Source organism: Bacteroides nordii, assembly GCF_019930665.1.
GTDB classification, from domain to species: domain Bacteria; phylum Bacteroidota; class Bacteroidia; order Bacteroidales; family Bacteroidaceae; genus Bacteroides; species Bacteroides nordii.
The window spans coordinates 1434682-1457041 of sequence record NZ_CP082886.1; the positions used below are offsets into that span (position 1 = coordinate 1434682).

A 22360-nucleotide genomic window follows, 5' to 3' on the forward strand; every position below is an offset into this window, starting at 1 on the left:
GATAATGAATTAGTGATTAGTGATAAGCGATAAGTGATTAGTGGTAAGTGATTAGTGATAAGTGGCTGCGCTATTATACCGCATGGTACTAATCACTACTCACTAACCCACTTATCACTATTTAATAGTCTCTTTGCATATCCGCAATTTTCTGTTGTAGCTTTCGCATTTGTTCCTCCTGCAAAACCTTTTTGTATTCGATAGGTACCACCTGGATGAATTCGTCTGCATAGCGGTTCCAATCGTCGAGCATGATACGGGCTAATTTACTGCCGGTGTAGAGGTAGTGCTGGCGGATGAGTTCGTGTAATTCTTTGCGGTAGCTTGCTTCTTCGATAAGAGATAGTTCTACCATTTCCATGTTACAGAAGTAGTCAAAGTTACCCTCTTTGTTCCACACATAAGCCACACCGCCACTCATTCCGGCAGCAAAGTTCCGGCCCGTTTGTCCTAAAACTACCACACGTCCGCCTGTCATATATTCGCAGCAATGATCGCCTACGCCTTCTACTACGGCTATGGCACCCGAGTTGCGGACAGCAAAGCGTTCTCCCACGCGGCCATTGATATAAACCTCTCCGCTGGTAGCTCCATATAATAAGGTGTTCCCGGCAATTGTATTCTTCTCTGCCTCAAAGTTACTTCGTACGGGCGGAAGCACAGCGATACGTCCGCCACTCAATCCTTTGCCAAGGTAATCATTTGCTTCGCCTTCCAGTTTAAAACTAACTCCTGGTGTAAGGAATGCGCCGAAAGATTGTCCGGCAGAACCTTTAAATTTAATGTTCAGTGTATGTTCCGGTAATCCTTTTGCGCCATACCGTGAAGCAATGGCCCCCGAAAGCATAGCGCCCACCGCGCGATCCGTATTGGCAATGGTATACTCCAATGACACCTCTTTTTGATGTTCGATAGCCTCTTTGGCAGCACTTAAGATTGTTACGTCTTTTACGGCAGAGATACCATGATCCTGATCACTGACGTGATGGATGGCTGCACTGCTCTCTATGCGTGTGAGCAGTTTGCTGAAATCAATGAGACGGTGCTTTTCGTTTCCGTTATCCGGTTTGCGTTCAATGAGGTCGGTGCGTCCAATGATATCATCGAGTCTTTCCACACCAATTTCTGCCAGATACTCTCGTACCTCTTGTGCCAGGAATGTGAAGAAGTTGACCAGATATTCGCTTCGTCCGTGGAAGCGTTTGCGTAACTCTTCATTTTGTGTAGCAACTCCGACGGGACAGGTATTCATATGGCATTTGCGCATCATCACGCAGCCCAGTACAATCAGTGCGGAAGTTGCAAAACCAAACTCCTCTGCACCTAACATAGCCATTAGAATAATGTCACGTCCGGTTTTCAGTTGTCCGTCCACTTGCAGCATAACCTGTCCGCGAAGCCCGTTCAGCACCAGTGTCTGTTGCGTTTCGCTTAGTCCCAGTTCCGGAGAGATACCTGCATAACGGATAGATGAAGCAGGTGAAGCTCCTGTACCTCCTTCTGCACCAGAGATTACAATCAGGTCAGCCTTTGCCTTTGCTACCCCGGCAGCGATGGTTCCTACTCCGCTTTCGGCTACCAGTTTTACGCTGATTTTGGCTTTCGGGTTTACATTCTTCAAGTCGAAGATAAGCTGTGCCAGATCCTCGATGGAGTAGATGTCATGGTGAGGTGGGGGAGAGATTAGTGAGATGCCCGGTATGGAGTGGCGCGTTTTGGCAATCACCTGATCTACCTTGTAACCCGGCAATTGACCTCCTTCGCCCGGTTTAGCTCCCTGAGCTATCTTTATTTGTATCTCATCTGCATTAACAAGATATTCGGCAGTTACACCAAAGCGTCCTGAAGCAACCTGTTTAATAGCACTACGCAGGTTGGTTCCATCCGGACGGGGAGTGAAACGTTCGGCATCTTCCCCGCCTTCGCCTGTGTTGCTTCGTCCGTGTATTTTGTTCATGGCTATAGCCATGGCTTCGTGTGCTTCGCGGCTGATAGAGCCATAACTCATAGCACCCGTTACGAATCGCCGCAGTATGTTTTCTACTGGTTCAACACGGTCTATACTGATCGGGTTACGTTTGAACGAAAGGAAGTCACGAAGGAAGATGGGAGCTTCTTTTTCGTCCACCATGGTGGTAAACTCTTTGAATTTTTTATAGCTGCCCAGGCGTGTTGCCAATTGCAGGGTACTGATCGTTTCCGGGTTCCACGCATGTCTTTCTCCATCTTTGCGGAAAGTATAGATGCCACGATTCTTTAGTTGAGAGTTGCCAGTTGAGGGTTGAGAGCCGGCTGTACCGCTATGCTGCATAGAACTTTCAGCTTTCAACTTTTCACTTTCAACTGCAATAGCATCCTGTGCTATTTCTTCCAGACGGATACCGCCGATACGTGAACTTAACCCGCCAAAGTAGGCGTTGCTTAACTCTTCACTCAGACCTATGGCTTCAAATATTTTGGCTCCCCGATAAGAACGGATGGTACTGATACCCATTTTACTCATTACTTTGAACAATCCCTTGCAGATGGCTTTGATATAATTCTTCTCTGCTGTGGCATAGTCCAGTTGAATCTCTTTTTCCGCCACCAGTTTGTCGAGGACGGCAAATGCCATATAGGGATTCAGTGCACTTGCTCCGAAACCAAGTAACAGAGCAGCATGCATCACTTCGCGTATTTCACCGCTCTCTACAATGAGGGCTGTCTGCACACGTTTTCCTACCGCTATAAGGTGATGGTGCACTGCACTTACAGCCAATAACGAGGGGATGGCTGCATGTGTAGCATTTACGTCACGGTCCGTCAGTACAATGTAGTTTACTCCGTCTGCCACTGACTCTTCCGCTTGCTTGCATAGATTGTTCAAGGCTTCCTGCAACCCCGCCTTACCACGTGATATTTCAAAAAGCATGGGCAGTTTTATTGTGTTGAAACCTTTGTAACGAATGTTGCACAGAATATCCAGTTGAGTATTATTCAAGATAGGGTGGTTCAGGCGTACCATTTTACAATGGCTCTCGCTTGGTGTTAGAATATTCATCCCTACTGCTCCGATATATTCAGTCAGCGACATTACCAGTTCTTCCCGGATGGGGTCAATGGGAGGATTGGTCACTTGGGCAAACTGTTGGCGAAAGTAGTTGTATAACAGTTGCGGCTTGTCCGAAAGTATTGCCAATGGAGTGTCGTTACCCATTGAATGAATCGGTTCTGCCCCGGTGGTAGCCATCGGGCTGATAATCTTTTCTATATCCTCTTTCGAATAGCCGAAAGTGCGTAACATACAATCGTACCTCTCTATGCTGTGAGGAACTTTGCGTCCACTTTTCAGCTCATCCAGTTCAATGCGGTTGGCTGACAGCCAGTTCCGATAGGGTTTGGCATTTGCCAATTGTTGTTTCAGTTCGTCATCATAATATATTTCTCCCTTTTCGGTATCTACCAGTAAGATTTTGCCAGGCTGCAGGCGTCCTTTTTCTTTGATATCTCCCGGCTCAAAGTCCATCACACCTACTTCGCTGGCTACTACCATCATGTCGTTTTTAGTGATAAGATAACGTGCCGGACGTAACCCATTGCGGTCGAGCATTCCTCCTGCATAGCGTCCGTCACTGAAGAGTAGTGCGGCAGGGCCATCCCATGGTTCCATTAGAATGGAATGATATTCGTAGAAGGCTTTCAACTCCTCACTGATTGGATTCTTCTCGTTGAAAGATTCCGGTACGAGCATAGCCATGGCATGAGGCAGGCTGAGACCGGACATCACAAGAAACTCCAGCACATTATCCAGTGAGGCACTGTCACTCATCCCTGGCTGAATGATGGGACGTATCTCTTTAATATCTCCCAGGGTAGGAGATGAAAGAACACTTTCGCGTGCTTCCATCCATCCCCGATTACCACGGATCGTATTGATTTCACCATTGTGGGCAAGTAAGCGGAAAGGTTGTGCCAGTCCCCATGTTGGGAAAGTGTTTGTACTGAAACGTGAATGTACCAATGCTAATCCACTGGTGAAGTAACTGTTTGTGAGGTCCGGGAAGTAGTTGCGTAGTTGCAGTGACGAAAGCATACCTTTGTAGATAATGCTTTTTGTTGATAGTGAAACGATATAGAAATCGTCCTTTGTGGCGATGGAAGAGTTGCGTATCCTGTTTTCAATCTTCTTCCTTATTATATATAATTTACGGTCGGCCGTTTCTGTTTCTGTAAATCCGGTGATAAAAATCTGTTTTATGTCCGGTTCTGCTGCCAGTGCGGCTTCTCCTAAAATTTCAGGGCAGGTAGGCACATTGCGCAGGTGCATGAGTGTAAGTCCTTCCTTTTCAGTCTCTTCAATAATAATACTCAGAATGTCTGCCTGGTCTTTCGGCTCTTTTGGCAAAAAGATCAGTCCTGTGCCGTAACGTCCTTTTTCGGGTACGGGGATACCTTGTAATAAAATGAATTCATGAGGAATCTGTAACATGATACCTGCACCATCTCCGGTTTTATTATCAGCTCCTTCAGCTCCGCGGTGACGCATGTTTTCGAGTACTTTGAGTGCCGACTCTACAATGTCGTGCGATTTCTCTCCATGAATGTTTACCAGCATACCTACTCCGCAGGCATCGTGTTCGTTTGCTGCATCATACAAACCCTGTTGTTCAGGCTGTCGCTGGTAAGGCAGTTCTTTTGTTTCGTTGTTAAAAAGTTCTCTTTTCTTCATTCTGTTTAGCTTTATTGTATGATAATACCTATTTATGCTGTCTTTTTGTTTTGCAAAAGTATTGATTTAATTTCATTTTGATATCTTTATTAGTGCTTATTGTGACATAAATTACATATACTTCATGTTGAAGTTATAAATTGGTAGTTCAATGTCGGTTTTTTATGTTAATGTGAAAGGTAGTGAAAGTCTTTTTATTAAAATTTGAAACTACTTTCTTTTTGAGAATAAAATAATAGAAAAATTAACGTTTTGACGTAAAAATAACTTTTTTCTATGCTTATGTCAAATATTTATAGTAAAAATAATCTTTATGTTATTATAATTGTATATCTTTGTACCCTGAAAACATAAAAATAGGATAATATGTGTGGAATTGTAGGCTACATTGGTAAAAAAGAAGCCTACCCCATCCTTGTCAAAGGGCTGAAGCGACTGGAGTATCGGGGATACGACAGCGCTGGGGTAGCACTAATCAGTAACAACCAACAGTTGAATGTGTATAAGACGAAAGGAAAAGTCTCCGAACTGGAAAATTTTGTCACACAGAAAGATATTTCCGGTAATATTGGTATTGCACATACACGTTGGGCTACTCACGGAGAACCTTGTTCAGTTAATGCCCATCCTCATTATTCCTCTTCCGAAACTCTCGCTCTCATCCATAACGGTATCATCGAAAACTACGCCGTTCTCAAAGAAAAACTCCAGGCCAAAGGCTATACATTCAAAAGCAGTACTGATACCGAGGTACTCGTACAATTAATAGAATATATGAAAGTGACTAATAACCTCGATTTGCTGACAGCCGTACAACTGGCATTGCGTGAGGTGATTGGTGCGTATGCTATTGCCGTATTGGAGAAGGATCATCCCGATGAAATTATTGCAGCGCGTAAAAGCAGTCCGTTGGTGGTGGGCATTGGTGAAGATGAGTTTTTCTTGGCTTCGGATGCCACTCCTATTGTAGAATATACTGATAAGGTAGTATATCTGGAAGATGAAGAGATAGCAGTGATACACCGGGACAGGGAGCTGAAAGTGGTGAATCTGAACAATGTGGAGATGACTCCTGAAGTGACAAAGGTAGAGTTAAACTTAGGGCAACTGGAAAAGGGTGGTTATCCGCATTTTATGCTGAAAGAGATATTCGAACAACCCGATTGCATCTATGATTGTATGCGTGGGCGTATCAATGTAGAGAGTAACAATGTTGTGCTTTCGGCCGTCATTGATTATAAGGAGAGACTTCTGAAAGCAAAGCGTTTTGTCATTGTAGCCTGCGGAACCTCCTGGCATGCCGGGTTGATAGGCAAACACTTAATTGAAAGTCTCTGCCGCATTCCGGTGGAGGTGGAATATGCATCCGAATTCCGTTACCGCGACCCGGTGATTGACGAAAGTGATGTTGTGATTGCTATCTCTCAGAGTGGTGAGACTGCCGATACACTGGCTGCCGTTGAGTTGGCAAAAAGCCGTGGTGCATTTATCTACGGCATTTGTAATGCTATCGGTTCGTCTATACCGCGTGCTACGCACACAGGTTCTTATATACATGTAGGTCCCGAAATAGGTGTGGCATCTACCAAGGCTTTCACCGGACAGGTTACGGTGCTCACTATGCTTGCACTGACATTGGCGCGGGAGAAGCAAAACATCGATGAGGCCCATTTCCTTGGTGTAGTACACGAATTGAGCCGCATCCCTGAAAAAATGAAAAAAGTCCTGAAACTGAATGATAAAATCGCAGAATTATCTAAAATATTCACGTATGCGCATAATTTTATCTATCTTGGTCGCGGGTATTCGTATCCGGTAGCTCTGGAGGGAGCTTTGAAGCTGAAAGAAATCTCATATATTCATGCTGAAGGTTATCCGGCAGCAGAGATGAAGCATGGCCCTATTGCTTTGATTGATGCCGAAATGCCTGTGGTAGTTATTGCTACTCAAAATGGAATGTATGAAAAAGTACTCAGCAACATACAAGAGATAAAGGCCCGTAAGGGAAAAGTTATAGCTGTTGTCACCGAAGGAGACACAGTGATCAGCAAAGTAGCTGATTATTGTATCGAACTTCCCGAAACACTGGAGTGTCTTGATCCGCTTATTACCACAATGCCTTTACAATTGCTTGCTTATCATGTGGCGGTATGTAAAGGGATGGATGTGGATCAGCCAAGGAATCTGGCGAAGTCGGTAACGGTAGAATAAAGGGATTTACGATTAGACGATTGACAATTTACGATTGGGATTACTTCCCATTTATAGATTAAGGTAACTTCAATTGTAAATAGTAAATCGTCTAATTGTAAATTCCTTCAATCGTCTAATCGTAAATCAAAATAGATTGTCAAATAGTAAATAAGTAAGGTGGAACAATTAAAGCATGAATGTGGCGTTGCCATGATACGCCTGCTCAAACCGTTGGAATATTACGAGAAGAAGTACGGAACGTGGATGTATGGATTGAATAAGCTCTACCTCCTGATGGAGAAGCAGCACAATCGTGGACAGGAAGGCGCCGGACTGGCTTGTGTGAAACTGGCAGCCAATCCGGGAGAAGAATATATGTTCCGTGAGCGTGCATTAGGATCGAGTGCCATTACTGAGATTTTTGAGACCGTACAAGGCAATTTTAAAGATCTGACCTCTGAACAGTTGCACGATGCTAATTTTGCCAAACGTACCTTGCCTTTTGCCGGTGAAGTGTATATGGGACATCTGCGATACTCTACCACCGGAAAATCCGGTATTTCTTATGTTCATCCGTTTCTGAGAAGGAACAACTGGCGTGCCAAGAACCTGGCCCTTTGCGGTAATTTCAATATGACGAATGTGGATGAGATTTTTACCCGCATTACAGCTATCGGACAGCATCCGCGCAAATATGCCGATACTTATATTATGCTCGAACAGGTAGGGCATCGTCTCGATCGGGAAGTAGAACGCCTCTTTAATCTTGCAGAAGCAGAAGGGCAGACGGGTATGGGCATCACCCGTTTTATTGAAGAGCATATCGATCTTGCCAATGTGCTGCGTTCTTCCAGTAAAGAGTGGGATGGGGGATATGTTATCTGCGGACTGACCGGAAGTGGTGAGTCTTTCGCTATTCGTGATCCGTGGGGTATCCGTCCTGCTTTCTGGTATCAGGATGATGAAATAGCTGTCCTGGCATCTGAACGTCCTGTGATTCAGACAGCACTCAATGTGCCTGTGGAGGAAATTAAAGAATTGCAGCCTGGACAAGCACTCTTTATCAACAAAGCGGGGCAGATTCGTACTACTCAGATTAATAAACCCCGTGAGAAGAGAGCCTGCTCTTTTGAGCGTATTTATTTCTCTCGTGGTAGCGATGCAGACATTTATAAAGAGCGTAAGTTGTTGGGAGAGAAACTGATTCCCCGTATTCTGAAAGCGATAAACTCTGACCTTGATCATACGGTGTTCTCTTTTATTCCGAACACAGCCGAAGTAGCTTTCTACGGAATGCTTGAGGGATTGGACAATTATCTGAATGAAGAGAAAGTACAGCAGATAGCTGCTTTGGGACACAATCCTGATATGGAAGAACTTGAATGTATCCTCTCACGGCGCATTCGTAGTGAAAAAGTTGCTATCAAGGATATCAAGTTGCGTACTTTTATTGCCGAGGGCAATAGCCGTAACGACCTGGCTGCGCATGTATATGATATCACTTACGGCAGCCTCCGTGCCGGTATAGACAACCTGGTGATTATTGATGACAGTATTGTGCGCGGTACAACACTCCGGCAGAGCATTATCGGTATTCTCGACCGTCTGAATCCGAAGAAGATTGTTATTGTAAGCTCTTCGCCACAAGTGCGTTATCCCGATTATTACGGCATTGACATGGCAAAGATGAGTGAGTTTATTGCCTTTAAAGCAGCTGTAGAACTCCTGAAAGAGCGTGATATGAAAGATGTGATTGCTGCTGCCTATCGTAAGTCGAAAGATCAGGTTGGCCTACCTAAAGAGCAGTTGGTGAATTACGTAAAGGATATCTATGCCCCATTCACCGATGAGGAGATTTCTGCCAAAATGGTGGAATTGCTCACTCCGAAAGGCACGAAGGCCAAAGTAGAGATTGTGTATCAACCGCTCAGTGGCTTACATGAGGCTTGTCCTCATCACACGGGTGACTGGTATTTCAGTGGCAACTATCCTACGCCGGGTGGTGTGAAGCTGCTCAATGAAGCGTTTATAAATTATATAGAACAAGTATACCAATTTTGAGATTTACGATTTTATGATTTACAATTTACGATTGAAGTTACTTTATTGGCAAATGGGAGTCATCCCAATCTTAAATTGTAAATCGTCTCATCGTCAATCTTTTCAATTGTCAAATAGTAAATAAATAGATGCGAAATGTAACTTTAATCCTTGACGACGGGAGCCGTTTCCATGGTAAGTCGTTTGGCTACGAGAAGCCGGTGGCGGGCGAAGTAGTATTCAATACCGCCATGACAGGCTATCCGGAGAGTCTGACCGATCCTTCATATGCCGGACAGTTGATGACACTGACATACCCATTGGTGGGTAACTATGGTGTGCCTCCTTTTACTTTTGAAACTAATGGATTGGCTACTTTTATGGAAAGTGAGAGAATTCATGCCGAAGCTATCATTGTGAGTGACTATTCGGAAGAATACAGTCACTGGAATGCAGTGGAAAGCCTTGCCGACTGGCTGAAGCGTGAACAAGTGCCCGGTATTACAGGCATTGATACCCGTGAACTGACCAAAGTGTTGCGTGAACATGGGGTGATGATGGGTAAGATTGTATTTGACGGTGAACAGTTGACAGTGGACAGTGGACAATTGACAGTTGACAATGGACAATTGACAGTGGATAGTTATGAAAATATTAATTATGTCGATAAGGTTTCTTGCAAAGAGATCATCGTCTATGCGAACGGTGAAAGTCGCTCTTTTAGTATAGATCTCCCCATTGCGCAGCTCAACTGTCAATTGTCAACTGTCAATTGTCAACTAAAGCGGGTTGTTCTTGTAGATTGTGGAGTAAAAACAAACATCATCCGTTGCCTGCTCAGACGTAATGTTGAAGTCATTCGTGTCCCTTGGGATTATGATTTTAACGGGTTACAGTTTGATGGTCTGTTTATATCCAATGGTCCGGGTGATCCTGATACCTGTGATGCTGCCGTACAGAATATCCGTAAAGCGATGCAGAATCCCCAACTTCCTATTTTTGGAATCTGTATGGGAAATCAGTTACTTTCGAAAGCCGGTGGTGCTAAGATATACAAGCTCAAATATGGCCATCGTAGCCATAATCAACCGGTACGCATGGTGGGCACGGAACGTTGTTTCATTACCAGTCAGAATCATGGTTATGCCGTTGATAACAATACATTGGGTGCTGAGTGGGAGCCACTCTTCATTAATATGAATGATGGTTCTAATGAAGGTATTCGTCACAAAACAAACCCCTGGTTTTCGGCACAGTTCCATCCCGAAGCTGCCAGTGGCCCAACGGATACTGAATTCTTGTTTGACGAATTCGTAAAGCTATTGTAATTCAATATTTACCGCAGTGTAAGCGAGAGTACGGGAGAAGAGAGTCCCGTGCCCTTTGTGGTGCAACCAAAAAATATGTAATCAATGAAAGAACAAAATATAAAGAAAGTATTGCTCCTCGGCTCCGGTGCTTTGAAAATCGGTGAAGCCGGAGAGTTTGACTATTCGGGTTCGCAAGCCCTGAAGGCTCTGAAAGAGGAAGGCATAGAAACCATTCTTATCAACCCCAACATTGCTACGGTGCAGACCAGTGAAGGGGTAGCCGATCAGATCTACTTCCTCCCTGTGACTCCTTACTTCGTAGAGAAAGTAATTCAGAAAGAGAAACCGGAAGGTATTATGCTTGCTTTCGGTGGGCAAACTGCGTTGAACTGTGGGGTGGCCCTTTACAGGGAAGGCACCCTTGAAAAATACAATGTAAAGGTACTCGGTACTCCCGTGCAGGCCATTATCGATACGGAAGATCGTGAACTCTTTGTAGAGAAACTGAATCAGATTGATGTAAAGACCATCAAAAGTGAAGCCGTAGAAAATGCAGAAGATGCACGCCGTGCAGCCCGGGAGTTAGGTTATCCGGTGATTGTTCGTGCCGCTTATGCACTTGGCGGACTTGGCTCCGGTTTTTGTGATAACGAAGAAGAGCTGGATGTGCTTGTTGAGAAAGCCTTTGCTTTCTCTCCGCAGGTGCTTGTCGAAAAGTCACTAAGAGGATGGAAAGAAGTGGAGTACGAGGTAGTACGCGACCGCTTCGACAACTGTATCACCGTTTGTAACATGGAGAACTTCGATCCGCTGGGCATTCATACCGGGGAATCTATTGTAATTGCTCCGTCACAAACATTGACCAATAAAGAATACCACAAACTGCGTGAACTCGCCATTCGTATCATTCGTCATATTGGCATCGTGGGTGAATGTAACGTGCAGTATGCCTTCGATCCTGAATCGGAAGATTATCGCGTTATCGAGGTAAATGCCCGTCTTTCGCGTTCATCGGCATTGGCGTCCAAGGCAACCGGTTATCCGTTGGCTTTTGTTGCTGCCAAATTAGGACTCGGTTATGGTCTGTTCGATTTGAAGAACTCCGTCACTAAAACTACCAGTGCTTTTTTTGAACCTGCATTGGACTACGTGGTTTGTAAGATACCCCGTTGGGACTTAGGAAAATTCCATGGTGTAGACAAAGAGTTGGGTTCCTCTATGAAATCCGTAGGCGAGGTGATGGCTATCGGCCGTACCTTTGAAGAGGCTATCCAGAAAGGTCTCCGTATGATAGGTCAAGGCATGCATGGCTTTGTAGAAAACAAAGAACTCGTGATAGCCGATATTGATAAAGCCCTGCGCGAACCTACTGATAAACGTATCTTTGTCATTTCCAAAGCTTTCCGTGCCGGATATACGATTGACCAGGTACACGATCTGACCAAGATTGATAAATGGTTTCTTCAGAAACTGATGAATATCATGCGTACTTCCGAGGAGCTTAGGCAATTGACAGTGGACAGTGGACAATTGGCAGTGAAAGATGCTGCTGCATTTTTTAACTCTCAATTGTCAAATCTCAGCCCTCAACTGCTTCGCAAAGCGAAGGTACAGGGGTTTTCTGACTTCCAGATAGCTCGTGGCATCGGTTTTCAGGGGGATATGGAAGATGGTATCCTTTATGTGCGTAATTATCGGAAGAGTGTAGGCATCCTGCCTGTAGTGAAGCAGATTGACACACTGGCGGCCGAATATCCTGCGCAGACCAATTATCTGTATCTCACTTACAGTGGGGTGGCCAATGATGTAACCTATCTGGGCGATCATAAATCTATTGTCGTACTTGGTTCCGGTGCTTATCGCATCGGGTCTTCCGTAGAGTTTGACTGGTGTGGTGTACAGGCACTGAATACCATTCGTAAAGAGGGTTGGCGTAGCGTTATGATCAACTATAATCCGGAAACGGTATCTACGGACTATGACATGTGCGATCGTCTCTACTTTGACGAGTTGACTTTTGAACGCGTAATGGATATTCTTGAACTTGAAAATCCGCATGGGGTAATTGTCTCCACCGGTGGCCAGATTCCGAATAATCTTGCTCTGCGTCTGGATGCACAGAAAGTCAATATCTTAGGTACTTCTGCCAAGAGCATAGATAATGCCGAAGACCGCGAGAAGTTCTCTGCCATGCTCGATCGTATTGGTGTAGATCAGCCTCGCTGGCGCGAGCTTACCTCTATGGACGATATTAATGAGTTTGTTGATGAGGTCGGTTTTCCGGTGCTTGTTCGCCCTTCCTATGTGCTTAGTGGTGCAGCCATGAACGTCTGTTCCAACCAGGAAGAGCTGGAGCGTTTCCTTAAATTGGCAGCCAATGTTTCTAAAAAACATCCGGTAGTGGTAAGCCAGTTTATTGAACATGCCAAAGAGGTAGAAATGGATGCTGTGGCGCAGAATGGTGAGATCATCGCGTATGCTATCAGTGAGCATATCGAGTTTGCCGGTGTGCATTCCGGAGATGCTACTATTCAGTTCCCTCCTCAGAAACTGTATGTAGAAACCGTTCGTCGTATCAAGCGTATCAGCCGTGAGATTGCGAAAGCATTGAATATCTCCGGTCCGTTCAATATCCAGTATCTTGCCCGTGAGAATGATATTAAGGTTATCGAGTGTAACCTGCGTGCTTCGCGTAGTTTTCCTTTCGTCAGCAAAGTGCTGAAGATTAACTTTATCGAGCTGGCAACTAAAATAATGCTCGGTCTGCCTGTGGAAAAACCATCAAAGAATCTTTTTGAGCTTGATTATGTCGGTATCAAAGCGTCACAGTTCTCCTTCAACCGTTTGCAGAAGGCCGATCCTGTGCTGGGCGTAGATATGGCTTCTACCGGTGAGGTTGGCTGTATTGGTTCTGATACCTCCTGTGCCATTCTGAAAGCCATGCTTTCTGTTGGTTATCGTATTCCTAAAAAGAGTATTCTCCTTTCTACCGGTACACCCAAGCAAAAGATAGATATGATGGGGGCGGCCCGTATGCTGGTCAATAAGGGGTATAAACTGTATGCTACCGGTGGAACACACCGAACTCTTGCCGAGAATGGCATTGAGAGTACCCTGGTCTACTGGCCGAATGAGTCGGACAAGCATCCGCAAGCGCTTGAAATGCTCCATAACAAAGAGATAGATATGGTAGTTAATATTCCGAAGAATCTCACTGCCGGTGAGCTCGATAACGGATATAAAATACGCCGTGCAGCTATCGATCTGAATGTACCTCTGATTACCAATGCCCGTTTGGCAAGTGCATTTATCAATGCCTTCTGTACAATGAGTGTTGATGATATTGCTATAAAGAGCTGGGAGGAATACAAGTAGAATAAAGACGTATAAAAAGAATGAAGGCTGTATATGGCCTTCATTTTTTTTATACGTCTTTGAATAAATCAATTTTTTCTATTAATTGCTGGTCTTGCCAATAGTCTATAATTTTCAGATGTTGCAATCGGCCTACTATAATGGCAGGATGTGTATTTATTTTTTTAGCAAAACGTTTAATAGATTGAGTAGAATAATCTTTGGAGTTGATAATTTCAGCTTCTTCTGATTTTGTAAGAGTCATTTTTTCTGCAAAATTATCAGCTTCTTGTTCCTTTTTTATTTGTTTGTCGGTATATTCTATATCTTCCAGAAAAATATCCTTCTTGCCATGTAGGAGGATGTGACCCACTTCATGAAAGAATGAGAACCAAAAGATGTCATTCCGATTATGACGTCCGGAAAGTTGTATGCATGGATAATCACCTATCCAGCGGGTAGCACCATTTATGGGAGCTTTAGGCAAACAGGGGGTATAGACTAACTTGACGCCTGCTTGTAGACAAAGTTTTTGAAGTTGAAATGGTAAATTGTCAGGTTGGGCTACCATTAGTTTTTTCATTTCCGGTAGTATCTCCTTCAGTTTTTTATCCGAATAAGGCGTGTTGGCTATTTGCTTGGTGGCTTGTAGTTCTCCTTGTCTCAACCATGCTGAAATGGCATATGGTTCTTTGGTATTTGCTAAAGAAATTCGGAAAGCAACTTTTAATTGTTGGTTGAAATAATAATCTTCCCATGCTTTAGGAGTACTGACTCCAAAAAACGAGAATATTTGATAAACTTTTTCTCCGGTATTTTTACATGGAGAAAGCCAACCTTTTTTTATCATATCGTTTATAGGAAATAGTTTGATCCATTCTACTGATTCTTGAATCAATCTCTCTCTCTTTTCGCGAGCTATATATTCATCATAAACTCTCTGTTTGTTCATCCAAAAATGTGCGGGGATCTGGGTAACACTCTCAAATGATACTGCCATATCGGAGGTTATAGAGCTATCTCCCCGGATGATTGCTATTATCGTTTTCTCTGGTTTAGTGACACGAATAGCAAACTCCTTAATGCTCATTCCCATTTCCTCCAACTTTTCAGCTAATGTTTCTCCTGGATGGAATGCTACTGGAGGAGTATAATGATTCATTGTTGTTGCCATATTTGTTCTTATTTACCGTGATAGTTACTAATTTCTATTATTTCTATTTCTTTTATTTCCAGCCAGATATATTTCCCATCTTTATCGGTTGGTATAGGTTTTTCATGAGGTTCAAAAATTAATCGATAGGGCTGGTCCAGATCACAGGCCCATTCTCCTTTGCGATCTCCTGTTAACTCGTGATAATGGCCCGGTAAATATCGTACATCTTCAAGAGTTTCAGCATTGTATAAATCGCCAATTCTTTTCATGAATAATTTAGCTCTGATTTCTCCTTGCTCTTTTTTACATTTCTTGTAATCCTCCGCTTGTTTGCTCAGTTTTTTATCTTGGAACAATATTTCCACTCCTTTTGTTTTTAGTTTTGATTGCTCTTTGGTGTTAATTGAAAAAGAAGATAATTATTCTTTTTGCAAAGATAGTGTTTTTATTCTAACTAACAGTAAGTGTTAGTTGTTTTTTATATTTTGATTAAAGGACTTATCAATATAACATAAAATTAAAACTTTTTTTATGTATTCAAGCCTTTAATAGTCTGATTTTAAACTTAGTATTTTAACATCGGCTTAAAATGCATATTAATAGTGTGTTAAGTACGTACTTTTGGGATATCAAAGTACGTACTTTTTTATTGCTTGATTTCCAGGTTTTTACGGTCTGTTTTTTACTGTGAAGTCCTGAGTATTTTCAGGATGTATTTCCCCGGTGCCTCAATCCTGCTCCAGTTTGTCTTTGCCAGTATTCTCCATATTTCCGTCCCCTTCCTGCCGTAGTCCGACAATCTCAGTATCGCTTTAATCTCGGCTCTGTCCTTCACATTGTGCAGCCTCAGGCTCTCCAGTAGCCCGCTGTAATTGTGTGTTTTCTCATTGAGTGCGTATTCGGGTGGGGGAGGAAGCAAAGAAATATCCTCCTCTTCTTCCTTCTCCCCGGTGGGGGGATCAGAGGGGGGAAGTTCTTTACTCTTCTCTGCTTTACTTTGCTTTACTTTACTTTGTCTGAAATTGTCTGCATTTTCGGGGTTCAACTCCATTTGAGTCGGTAACTTGTCTACATTTTCTGTAGTTGAACTACCGGTTTTGCATACATTTTTTGAGTTCGCACCCTCTGTCAGCATATAGGGAAGTTTCGTTAAGTCCTTCTTTCTACGGCTTGTAGCCTCCAGCCATACCTTTTGTATTTCCACAGAAGTCAGCACTCCATGTTTTTCGTAGCTTTCTTTATCGAAAAATCTTTTTTCGATAAGCAGGTTTACGATCTCTTCCACTGTCTTTTTATCGTATTCCGGTCCTAACTTCCTTGCAAAAATCATGCATTGGTCTTCTCCCCAATGAATGTAATACCCGTCAGTATATATCTTGCACAGCAACATGATCACCGCATGCGGCCCTTTCACTCCATGTATTGCCGTAATCAGTTCTATCGTATCGCAGTGAAAAAATCCCGTCAGTAACGGGAAGTAGTTTATTCCATAGTATTCTGTAGCCATAATTTTTTTGAGTAGTAAGTAGTTAGTAGCAAGTAGTAAGTAGTTGATAGTAAGTAGCCGGAATTCTTTTAGCATACCTCTGATACACTGCATAGATTCTGGCTACTGACTACTGGCTACTAACTACTGAATAGGTCTCCATTCCATAAAGTTCTCCACCAGGAACGTCCTCCATCCCTGTTGCTCCACGTCCCAGTAAACGATAGTACCTTCCACTTTTGCGGGATCGTATGCTTTGTGAAACTCTGCTTCGTAATAGATCAGTGTCCCTTTCACAAACTTGAAATCTCCGTTCTGCTTGTGATAGGCAATCATGGCATGCCCGTACAGCATGTGGTCCAACAATCTTTCCAGTCGTTCTGCCATCCATTGTGCGGTACTCTCCGGGTAACTTTTCTCCATCACGATCCGTCTTTTCCATCTTGCTTTCATTGCTTCACTCTGTGGCACCTGCCTTTTCTGTTTTTTCATACTATTAAATTTAAAATGATGAATAATTATTTTTTTCAGGTTGATGCTGTATACAAAGAAAGTGCCGCATCCTGAGAAAGCGGCACTCCTACATCTTTCGCTTCAATCTGCTGCGAATATATGCTTATTATTTTAAAATGAATTTACAAAATAGATGTCCTGCAATTTTCCTGTCTTCACATAACCGGATTACTACTATTTCTCTTCATTCCATATTTGGGATATGTAGGTTTTGATGGTGCTGTATTTGAGTGATTTATATTCTCCGTTGATATAGTGGACGAGTACTCCTTTTTCAGTAATAAACCGCGCTAAATTGGCTTGGCATGTCTTTAAATTTTCTCCCATTGCTCCTTTTTTATATAGCAATATCATGTCTCTGATATATTCTTCGTGACAGGAAATAATACCGCACATTGGTTTCTCCTTTTTTCTTCCTTTTTTTGATTGAATTTCCTGTTTATTAGTTAGTAAAGACTTTTTGTTCTCGTTTTTTTTACTCTTTTACTATCCTCTTTCTGTTGTAGTTTTTGGTTCATAATTTGCGATTTTAATTTTGTTAATGATAAAAATGTTTAAAATCGCGAAAGTAGTTAATTAATTCATTTAGTATGGATTATTTATGGGATAAAATGAAGGAAAATGCTTGTTTTATATGTCTATTATATTGTAAATCAATAAAATAACTATCGAATATAAAAGTGTTTCAATAAACGTTCGTTTAATTGAACGCAAAGATATGAGGTATTTTTATATTGGCAAAATGTTTAATAAAAAAAATGATATTATATTTGTTGAATTACCCTCAATACATTGATTACTAATAATATATAGTATTAAATAAATTGATATTTTATCTGTATGCTTTTATGAAAATCCCCTTTTATATGATGTGTAAAAAAAGCGTTCAATTAAACGAACGTCTATTGAAACACTTGTTGCTTTCAGTTGGCTCGTTTATAATAAGTTGTGCATCCCGCTTTGTTTTCGATAAAAACAAGTCCTTGCACATCTCATAAATCCCCTCTTTATGTTCGTTCCCTGTGATAGGGCCACTATTGAGGGCAAGTGTATAACTCATTGATAATCTCTTTTATACACGCTTGACCGGAAGGAGTTTTCACTACCCCGGTGTCCCTAAAGAATATCCAATTGTGAACAAATCCACCGACATACACTGGTATCCTCTTCGCGTCACTTACAGCCGCGAGCTTCTCCTGAAAGAGATTTTAGATGCCGAAAATATTGAGAACTTCATCCCGATGCACTACGAGTACATCCGGAAAGGGGAGCGTAAAGTACGTAAATTGGTCCCCGTGGTGCATAACCTTATCTTCGTCCGTTCCTCTTTGGAATGCATCGAACGTATCCGTCAGTCCATCGCCCTTTCTTTGGCTGTCCGTTACATCTTCAATCAGGAGCTTCGCCGCCCGATCACCATCCCGGATTCCCAGATGCGTAGCTTCATTGCCGTTTCGGGCAATTACGAAGAGCAGATTGTCTACCTCGACCCCATCGCCACCGCCTTGCAGAAAGGCGACCGTGTTCGTGTCACCGGTGGTATCTTCGAAGGTGTGGAAGGAGTCATCATCCGTGTCAAGGGAGACCGCCGCGTGTCGGTTTGTATTCAGGGAGTCATGGCAGTAGCTACCGCCTATATCCATCCCTCCCTAATCGAACGCATTCCCGATTCCTCATTATAATTGGTTGTAAATCATCTAATTGATAATTGCATCATTTTTCAATCGTAAATTGTAAATCGAAAAATTGTAAATAAATTCATGCTTCTACAATCACAAATCAATGCCCTGTGCCATATTACGCACGAGCTTCTCAACTTAGGTTTCGATGGTAGCCCCATTTATTCCGACCGTTTCTGTGAACTCAATCTCGAGGTATACCGTCAGTCCGAAGATCTCTACATCCGTCGTAGTTCCGGTGTTGAAGAAGAAGCCCGGCTTTGCTATGCCCTGCTGAGTGGTTTCCATGCCACCATTTACGACAATGGCAATAAAAATAAAAAGATCCAGGCGCTTCTTGACCGTAGTTGGAAGGTACTTGATAAACTCCTTGCTTCACTATTGAAGTGTCAGCTTTTAGTAGCTTGTTACGCAGAAACTTTTGATGATGAGTTGGCGAAAGAAGCTCATACAATAATCAATGGTTGGGAAGGTCGTGATTTGACTTTGGCAGAACGGGAGGTTTTTGACTATCTGGAGAGTTTGGAGGCTAATCCGTATCCGAACTGGGAAGAGGTAGAGTAACAGGTAACTTACTTGAATGATAAAGGTAGATTGTTGTTGAGGCCTGACGATATGCTGTTTTCATTTTTACTTTGTAAAGCAAAAGGTGGCTATATATGAAAAGAGTATTTACATTCAGATTTTATTTTTGTGTCAAATCTTTCTTCTAATAACAAGCGTATAGCTAAGAATACACTGTTCTTGTACGTCAGAATGTTGTTTCTGATGTTTATTTCATTATATACTTCAAGGGTGGTCTTGGACAAATTAGGTGTTGAAGACTTTGGTATATTCAATGTGGTAGGTGGTTTAGCTACGATGTTCACTTTCTTTAGTTCATCGTTATCTAATGCTACTCAGCGATTCTTAAATATTGAGTTGGGGCAGAATAATTTGAATGGTGCAAAAAAAGTATTCAGTCAGTATTTTTTGTTTTATTGTATTATAGCAATAGTCGTTATTGTGGCTGCTGAGACTATAGGGCTCTGGTTTGTATGGAATAAGCTTGTTATTCCTCCTGATAGGGTTGTGGCAGCTGTATGTGTATATCAATTCACAGTACTTTCTCTGTGTGTTACGTTGATTGGCATTGTATTCAATTCCGAGATTGTTGTTCATGAAAATATGCGTATCTACTCTTATGTAGGGATATTTGAGGGGGTGGCTAAGTTGGCAGTTGCTTTTTTGATAAGCGTATCACCTTTTGACCGGTTAATTGTTTACGGATTGTTGTTGCTGATTACAACGTTGACTGTTCAGGGTTATTATGCTTATTATGGATTGAAGCATTATGATGAATGTCAGATTAGGTTTATTTGGGATAGAGCTTTGTTGAAGAAAACGTCTTCTATAGTAGGTTGGAATATGATCTCAACAGCTGTAGAAGCAGTGAATGATTCGGGTGTCAATGTTTTGTTAAATATCTTCTTTGGGCCAACAGTGAATGCTGCCCGTGCAGTATCTTATCAAGTAAGTAGTGCTGTCAACAGTTTTATAGTTAACTTTTTTACAGCTGTCCGTCCTCAACTTATGAAGTCTTATGCCAATGGAGATCGCGAATCTTTGATAAAGCTTTTCTTTAACAGTACCAAATTCTCATTCATGTTGCTTTGGGTATTATGCCTTCCTATTTTTTTTTCTATAAACACCATACTTCATATGTGGCTGACGGAAGTTCCCGAATATACTAATACATTTACTTTATGGATTTTGGCCTGTTCATTAGTCATTGTGTTTAATAATCCTGTATGGCCTATTGCTCTTGCAATAGGAGATTTGAAGCGGTACGTTCCTTATGAAAGTTGTGTGTCTCTCATGATATTTCCACTTTCATACGTGGCTTTGCGATCAGGTTGTTCCCCGGTGATTATTTTTGTCATTATGTTTGGGGTCAAGTGTTGCTATGTGGTAGTAGTACTGACTATTATTAATAGATATATTCATTTCTCAGGTTATAAATATCTTCGGAATGTCATCTTGCCTATAGTTAAGGTGGTTTCTGCATCTTCCTTTATTGCATATGGATTGAGCAAAATTCTTCCTACTACTTTACCATATATTATATTACTTATCTTTTTGATTGTTTCATTGGCTCTTGCCGTCATTTGGATTTTGGGAATTACACATAGGCAAAGAGGGTATTTGATTACGTTTTTAAAGTCGAAATTGAGTAAGAAATAATGAAATATGATATTGTTTTCTTCCTTTATTTGATAATATTCTTAATATATTTAGAATCGATAAATAAGTGATTAAGTTGATAAATAAAAAGGGGGGATTGATAAAGGGTGGTAAAATATTATTGCTTTGTATTGCTTTTAAAGAGAATTGCTCGGATATTCATAATACAAAAATTGTTGATATTTACTCTACATTGCACGAATATACCCCCAATATTACTATTTATGATTCATGGGTCCATGTGGAGAAGGTAAAAAAGGAATACGGAATTGATGTCGTTAATGAGAATATTGCTTTTTTAGAAGGTCAGTTTGATGCTGTTATTCTTGGAGTAGCGCATAACGAAGTTAACTCTTTAGATATACGATGTTTCCTGCGTATTAATAATGGAGTGGTTTATGATGTGAAAGATGATATATTATGTAGGAAATATATTGATGGATGTTTATAATATGATTAACTATATATTGATAATTTATTTTCAATTAATAAATTACCTTACAAATGAATTTGATTAATAAAAGAATTTGTTTTCCGGTAGCGCTGAATTGTTCTTATGGAGGAAATACGATTGCATCATTGAGCAGGCTGGCCGATATATTGGTAGGAGACTACTGTGCTACTGTTATTTGGATTTTTCCCAAACAACCGTCAAGGGAATGGATTTCTAATATCCAAAAGAAGTATAAGGTGTTCTTTACTTCTAATTCATATGATAAATGCGAATCTGAGTTAAAAACATTTTTCAAGGACTGTACTCCGGATATTATCCATACTCATTATGAAGCGTATGATATTGCAGTAGCAAAAGCGGTGGATAGACGAGTTAGTATGGTGTGGCATGTCCATGATTATATGAGTTTAAGTAGTGGACGGCGTTCTTTTCATATATTGAGAAAAATCTATTGGCATCTCTTCTATTTTAGACATTATGGTATTTATGGGCGTAATGTAGAATTAATTGCTGTTAGTGCAGAAATGGCAGCATTCTGTAGTCATTATAAATCGGGAAATTTACTATCTTTTCCGCCTGTTTATTCAAATAATGAGTTATCCCAATTAAAGACTTCTCATATAAAGGTTCTGATTAATGGTATTGAGATGAATCGGGTTAATGTCTCAGAAAGTAATACTTTGAATCAGAGTCCTTTTACATTTCTTTCTTATGGTGGCCAGAATGTGCATAAACGCATTGATTATTTAGTGAGAGCAGGTGTAATATTATATACAAAAGGTTTGAACTTTAGAATAGTAATAACTAAAGGTGATAGTACTGAAAATGTGGTAAAGGAGATAGTTGGTAATAATATACCCTCTTGGTTGCAGCTGGTAGAGCAGACTAATGATGTTAATCAACTTTTAAATAACGCATCATGTTATGTCAGTACTTCTGTACATGAAACTATGTCTACAGCCATTGCAGAAGCTACATTGGCTGGTATTCCTGTTATTCAGAGTGATATTCCCGGTACATATTGGAATGCGAATAACCCCTCTGTTTTTTTGTTTAAAAGTGGGAATATAGATGATTTGGTAACTAAAATGGAGATGGTGATAAAATCTAATCGTACACAGCTTATAGAAGATTGTAGAATATCGAGACAGAATAATTTAGAACGACTTCAAATAGATACTTGGTGTAAAAAAGTGTTAGATAGCTATTTATTGTTGTAGTAAGTTACTTATATAATGTTTTCT

General features: G+C 41.5%; 15 protein-coding genes. 9 read left to right on the plus strand and 6 right to left on the minus strand.

Translation table 11 applies throughout. From position 1 onward, the window contains the following. Positions 1-121 precede the first annotated feature (121 nt). A complete protein-coding gene (gene gltB / locus K8P02_RS05525) occupies positions 122-4708 on the minus strand; it encodes a glutamate synthase large subunit (protein ID WP_223382097.1) in 4587 nt (1528 codons plus the stop codon). 366 nt (positions 4709-5074) lie between these two features. Between gltB and glmS the strand changes: the two genes are divergently transcribed. The 4 genes from glmS (at position 5075) to carB (ending at position 13626) form a co-directional block, all read left to right on the plus strand. After that, a complete protein-coding gene (gene glmS, locus K8P02_RS05530; RefSeq protein ID WP_002560822.1) occupies positions 5075-6919 on the plus strand; it encodes a glutamine--fructose-6-phosphate transaminase (isomerizing) in 1845 nt (614 codons plus the stop codon). 159 nt (positions 6920-7078) lie between these two features. Beyond that, on the plus strand, positions 7079-8962 hold the full coding sequence (locus tag K8P02_RS05535) for an amidophosphoribosyltransferase (protein ID WP_025867941.1): 1884 nt from the start codon (positions 7079-7081) through the stop codon (positions 8960-8962). Between the two features lie 128 nt (positions 8963-9090). After that, positions 9091-10269 carry a glutamine-hydrolyzing carbamoyl-phosphate synthase small subunit gene (gene carA, locus K8P02_RS05540; RefSeq protein WP_025867940.1) on the plus strand — a complete coding sequence of 393 codons (1179 nt, stop codon included), beginning with the start codon at positions 9091-9093 and terminating at the stop codon, positions 10267-10269. An 84-nt stretch (positions 10270-10353) separates the two neighbouring features. Continuing rightward, positions 10354-13626 (plus strand): carbamoyl-phosphate synthase (glutamine-hydrolyzing) large subunit, encoded by a 3273-nt coding sequence (gene carB, locus K8P02_RS05545; protein WP_223382099.1) that lies wholly within the window; start codon positions 10354-10356, stop codon positions 13624-13626. Positions 13627-13675: 49 nt separating this feature from the next. Here the strand turns inward: carB and K8P02_RS05550 are convergent, their stop codons facing one another. The 5 genes from K8P02_RS05550 to K8P02_RS05570 all read right to left on the minus strand — a co-directional run bounded on the left by K8P02_RS05550 (position 13676) and on the right by K8P02_RS05570 (position 17156). Further along, a complete protein-coding gene (locus K8P02_RS05550) occupies positions 13676-14779 on the minus strand; it encodes a HigA family addiction module antitoxin (protein WP_002560818.1) in 1104 nt (367 codons plus the stop codon). Between the two features lie 8 nt (positions 14780-14787). Beyond that, the gene (locus K8P02_RS05555) at positions 14788-15126 is read right to left on the minus strand and encodes a type II toxin-antitoxin system RelE/ParE family toxin (RefSeq protein WP_002560817.1); all 339 of its coding nucleotides are present in this window, start codon (positions 15124-15126) and stop codon (positions 14788-14790) included. Between the two features lie 317 nt (positions 15127-15443). After that, a complete protein-coding gene (locus K8P02_RS05560) occupies positions 15444-16268 on the minus strand; it encodes a DUF4373 domain-containing protein (protein ID WP_223382101.1) in 825 nt (274 codons plus the stop codon). Positions 16269-16391: 123 nt separating this feature from the next. Beyond that, the gene (locus K8P02_RS05565) at positions 16392-16739 is read right to left on the minus strand and encodes an SH3 beta-barrel fold-containing protein (RefSeq protein WP_002560814.1); all 348 of its coding nucleotides are present in this window, start codon (positions 16737-16739) and stop codon (positions 16392-16394) included. Between the two features lie 195 nt (positions 16740-16934). Continuing rightward, on the minus strand, positions 16935-17156 hold the full coding sequence (locus K8P02_RS05570; RefSeq protein ID WP_052353164.1) for a hypothetical protein: 222 nt from the start codon (positions 17154-17156) through the stop codon (positions 16935-16937). 737 nt (positions 17157-17893) lie between these two features. Here K8P02_RS05570 and K8P02_RS05575 point away from each other — a divergent pair. The 5 genes from K8P02_RS05575 to K8P02_RS05595 all read left to right on the plus strand — a co-directional run bounded on the left by K8P02_RS05575 (position 17894) and on the right by K8P02_RS05595 (position 22336). Continuing rightward, positions 17894-18442, plus strand: coding sequence for a UpxY family transcription antiterminator (locus K8P02_RS05575; protein WP_002560810.1), 549 nt, complete (start codon positions 17894-17896; stop codon positions 18440-18442). Positions 18443-18520: 78 nt separating this feature from the next. Continuing rightward, positions 18521-19003, plus strand: coding sequence for a UpxZ family transcription anti-terminator antagonist (locus K8P02_RS05580; RefSeq protein WP_025868267.1), 483 nt, complete (start codon positions 18521-18523; stop codon positions 19001-19003). Positions 19004-19207: 204 nt separating this feature from the next. Next, positions 19208-20662 carry a lipopolysaccharide biosynthesis protein gene (locus K8P02_RS05585; protein WP_223382103.1) on the plus strand — a complete coding sequence of 485 codons (1455 nt, stop codon included), beginning with the start codon at positions 19208-19210 and terminating at the stop codon, positions 20660-20662. Positions 20663-20729: 67 nt separating this feature from the next. Beyond that, positions 20730-21113 carry a UDP binding domain-containing protein gene (locus tag K8P02_RS05590; protein WP_025868263.1) on the plus strand — a complete coding sequence of 128 codons (384 nt, stop codon included), beginning with the start codon at positions 20730-20732 and terminating at the stop codon, positions 21111-21113. A 53-nt stretch (positions 21114-21166) separates the two neighbouring features. Next, positions 21167-22336 carry a glycosyltransferase gene (locus tag K8P02_RS05595; RefSeq protein WP_025868262.1) on the plus strand — a complete coding sequence of 390 codons (1170 nt, stop codon included), beginning with the start codon at positions 21167-21169 and terminating at the stop codon, positions 22334-22336. Positions 22337-22360 lie beyond the last annotated feature (24 nt).

Bases quoted from the DNA above. Each gene is read 5' to 3' on its own strand.
- K8P02_RS05565 (WP_002560814.1), bottom strand. From the start codon at position 16,739: ATGAAAAAACAGAAAAGGCAGGTGCCACAGAGTGAAGCAATGAAAGCA.
- K8P02_RS05570 (WP_052353164.1), bottom strand. From the start codon at position 17,156: ATGTGCGGTATTATTTCCTGTCACGAAGAATATATCAGAGACATGATA.
- glmS (WP_002560822.1), top strand. From the start codon at position 5,075: ATGTGTGGAATTGTAGGCTACATTGGTAAAAAAGAAGCCTACCCCATC.
- K8P02_RS05580 (WP_025868267.1), top strand. From the start codon at position 18,521: ATGCTTCTACAATCACAAATCAATGCCCTGTGCCATATTACGCACGAG.
- K8P02_RS05550 (WP_002560818.1), bottom strand. From the start codon at position 14,779: ATGGCAACAACAATGAATCATTATACTCCTCCAGTAGCATTCCATCCA.
- K8P02_RS05560 (WP_223382101.1), bottom strand. From the start codon at position 16,268: ATGGCTACAGAATACTATGGAATAAACTACTTCCCGTTACTGACGGGA.
- K8P02_RS05595 (WP_025868262.1), top strand. From the start codon at position 21,167: ATGAATTTGATTAATAAAAGAATTTGTTTTCCGGTAGCGCTGAATTGT.
- carA (WP_025867940.1), top strand. From the start codon at position 9,091: ATGCGAAATGTAACTTTAATCCTTGACGACGGGAGCCGTTTCCATGGT.
- carB (WP_223382099.1), top strand. From the start codon at position 10,354: ATGAAAGAACAAAATATAAAGAAAGTATTGCTCCTCGGCTCCGGTGCT.
- K8P02_RS05585 (WP_223382103.1), top strand. From the start codon at position 19,208: ATGTTTATTTCATTATATACTTCAAGGGTGGTCTTGGACAAATTAGGT.
- gltB (WP_223382097.1), bottom strand. From the start codon at position 4,708: ATGAAGAAAAGAGAACTTTTTAACAACGAAACAAAAGAACTGCCTTAC.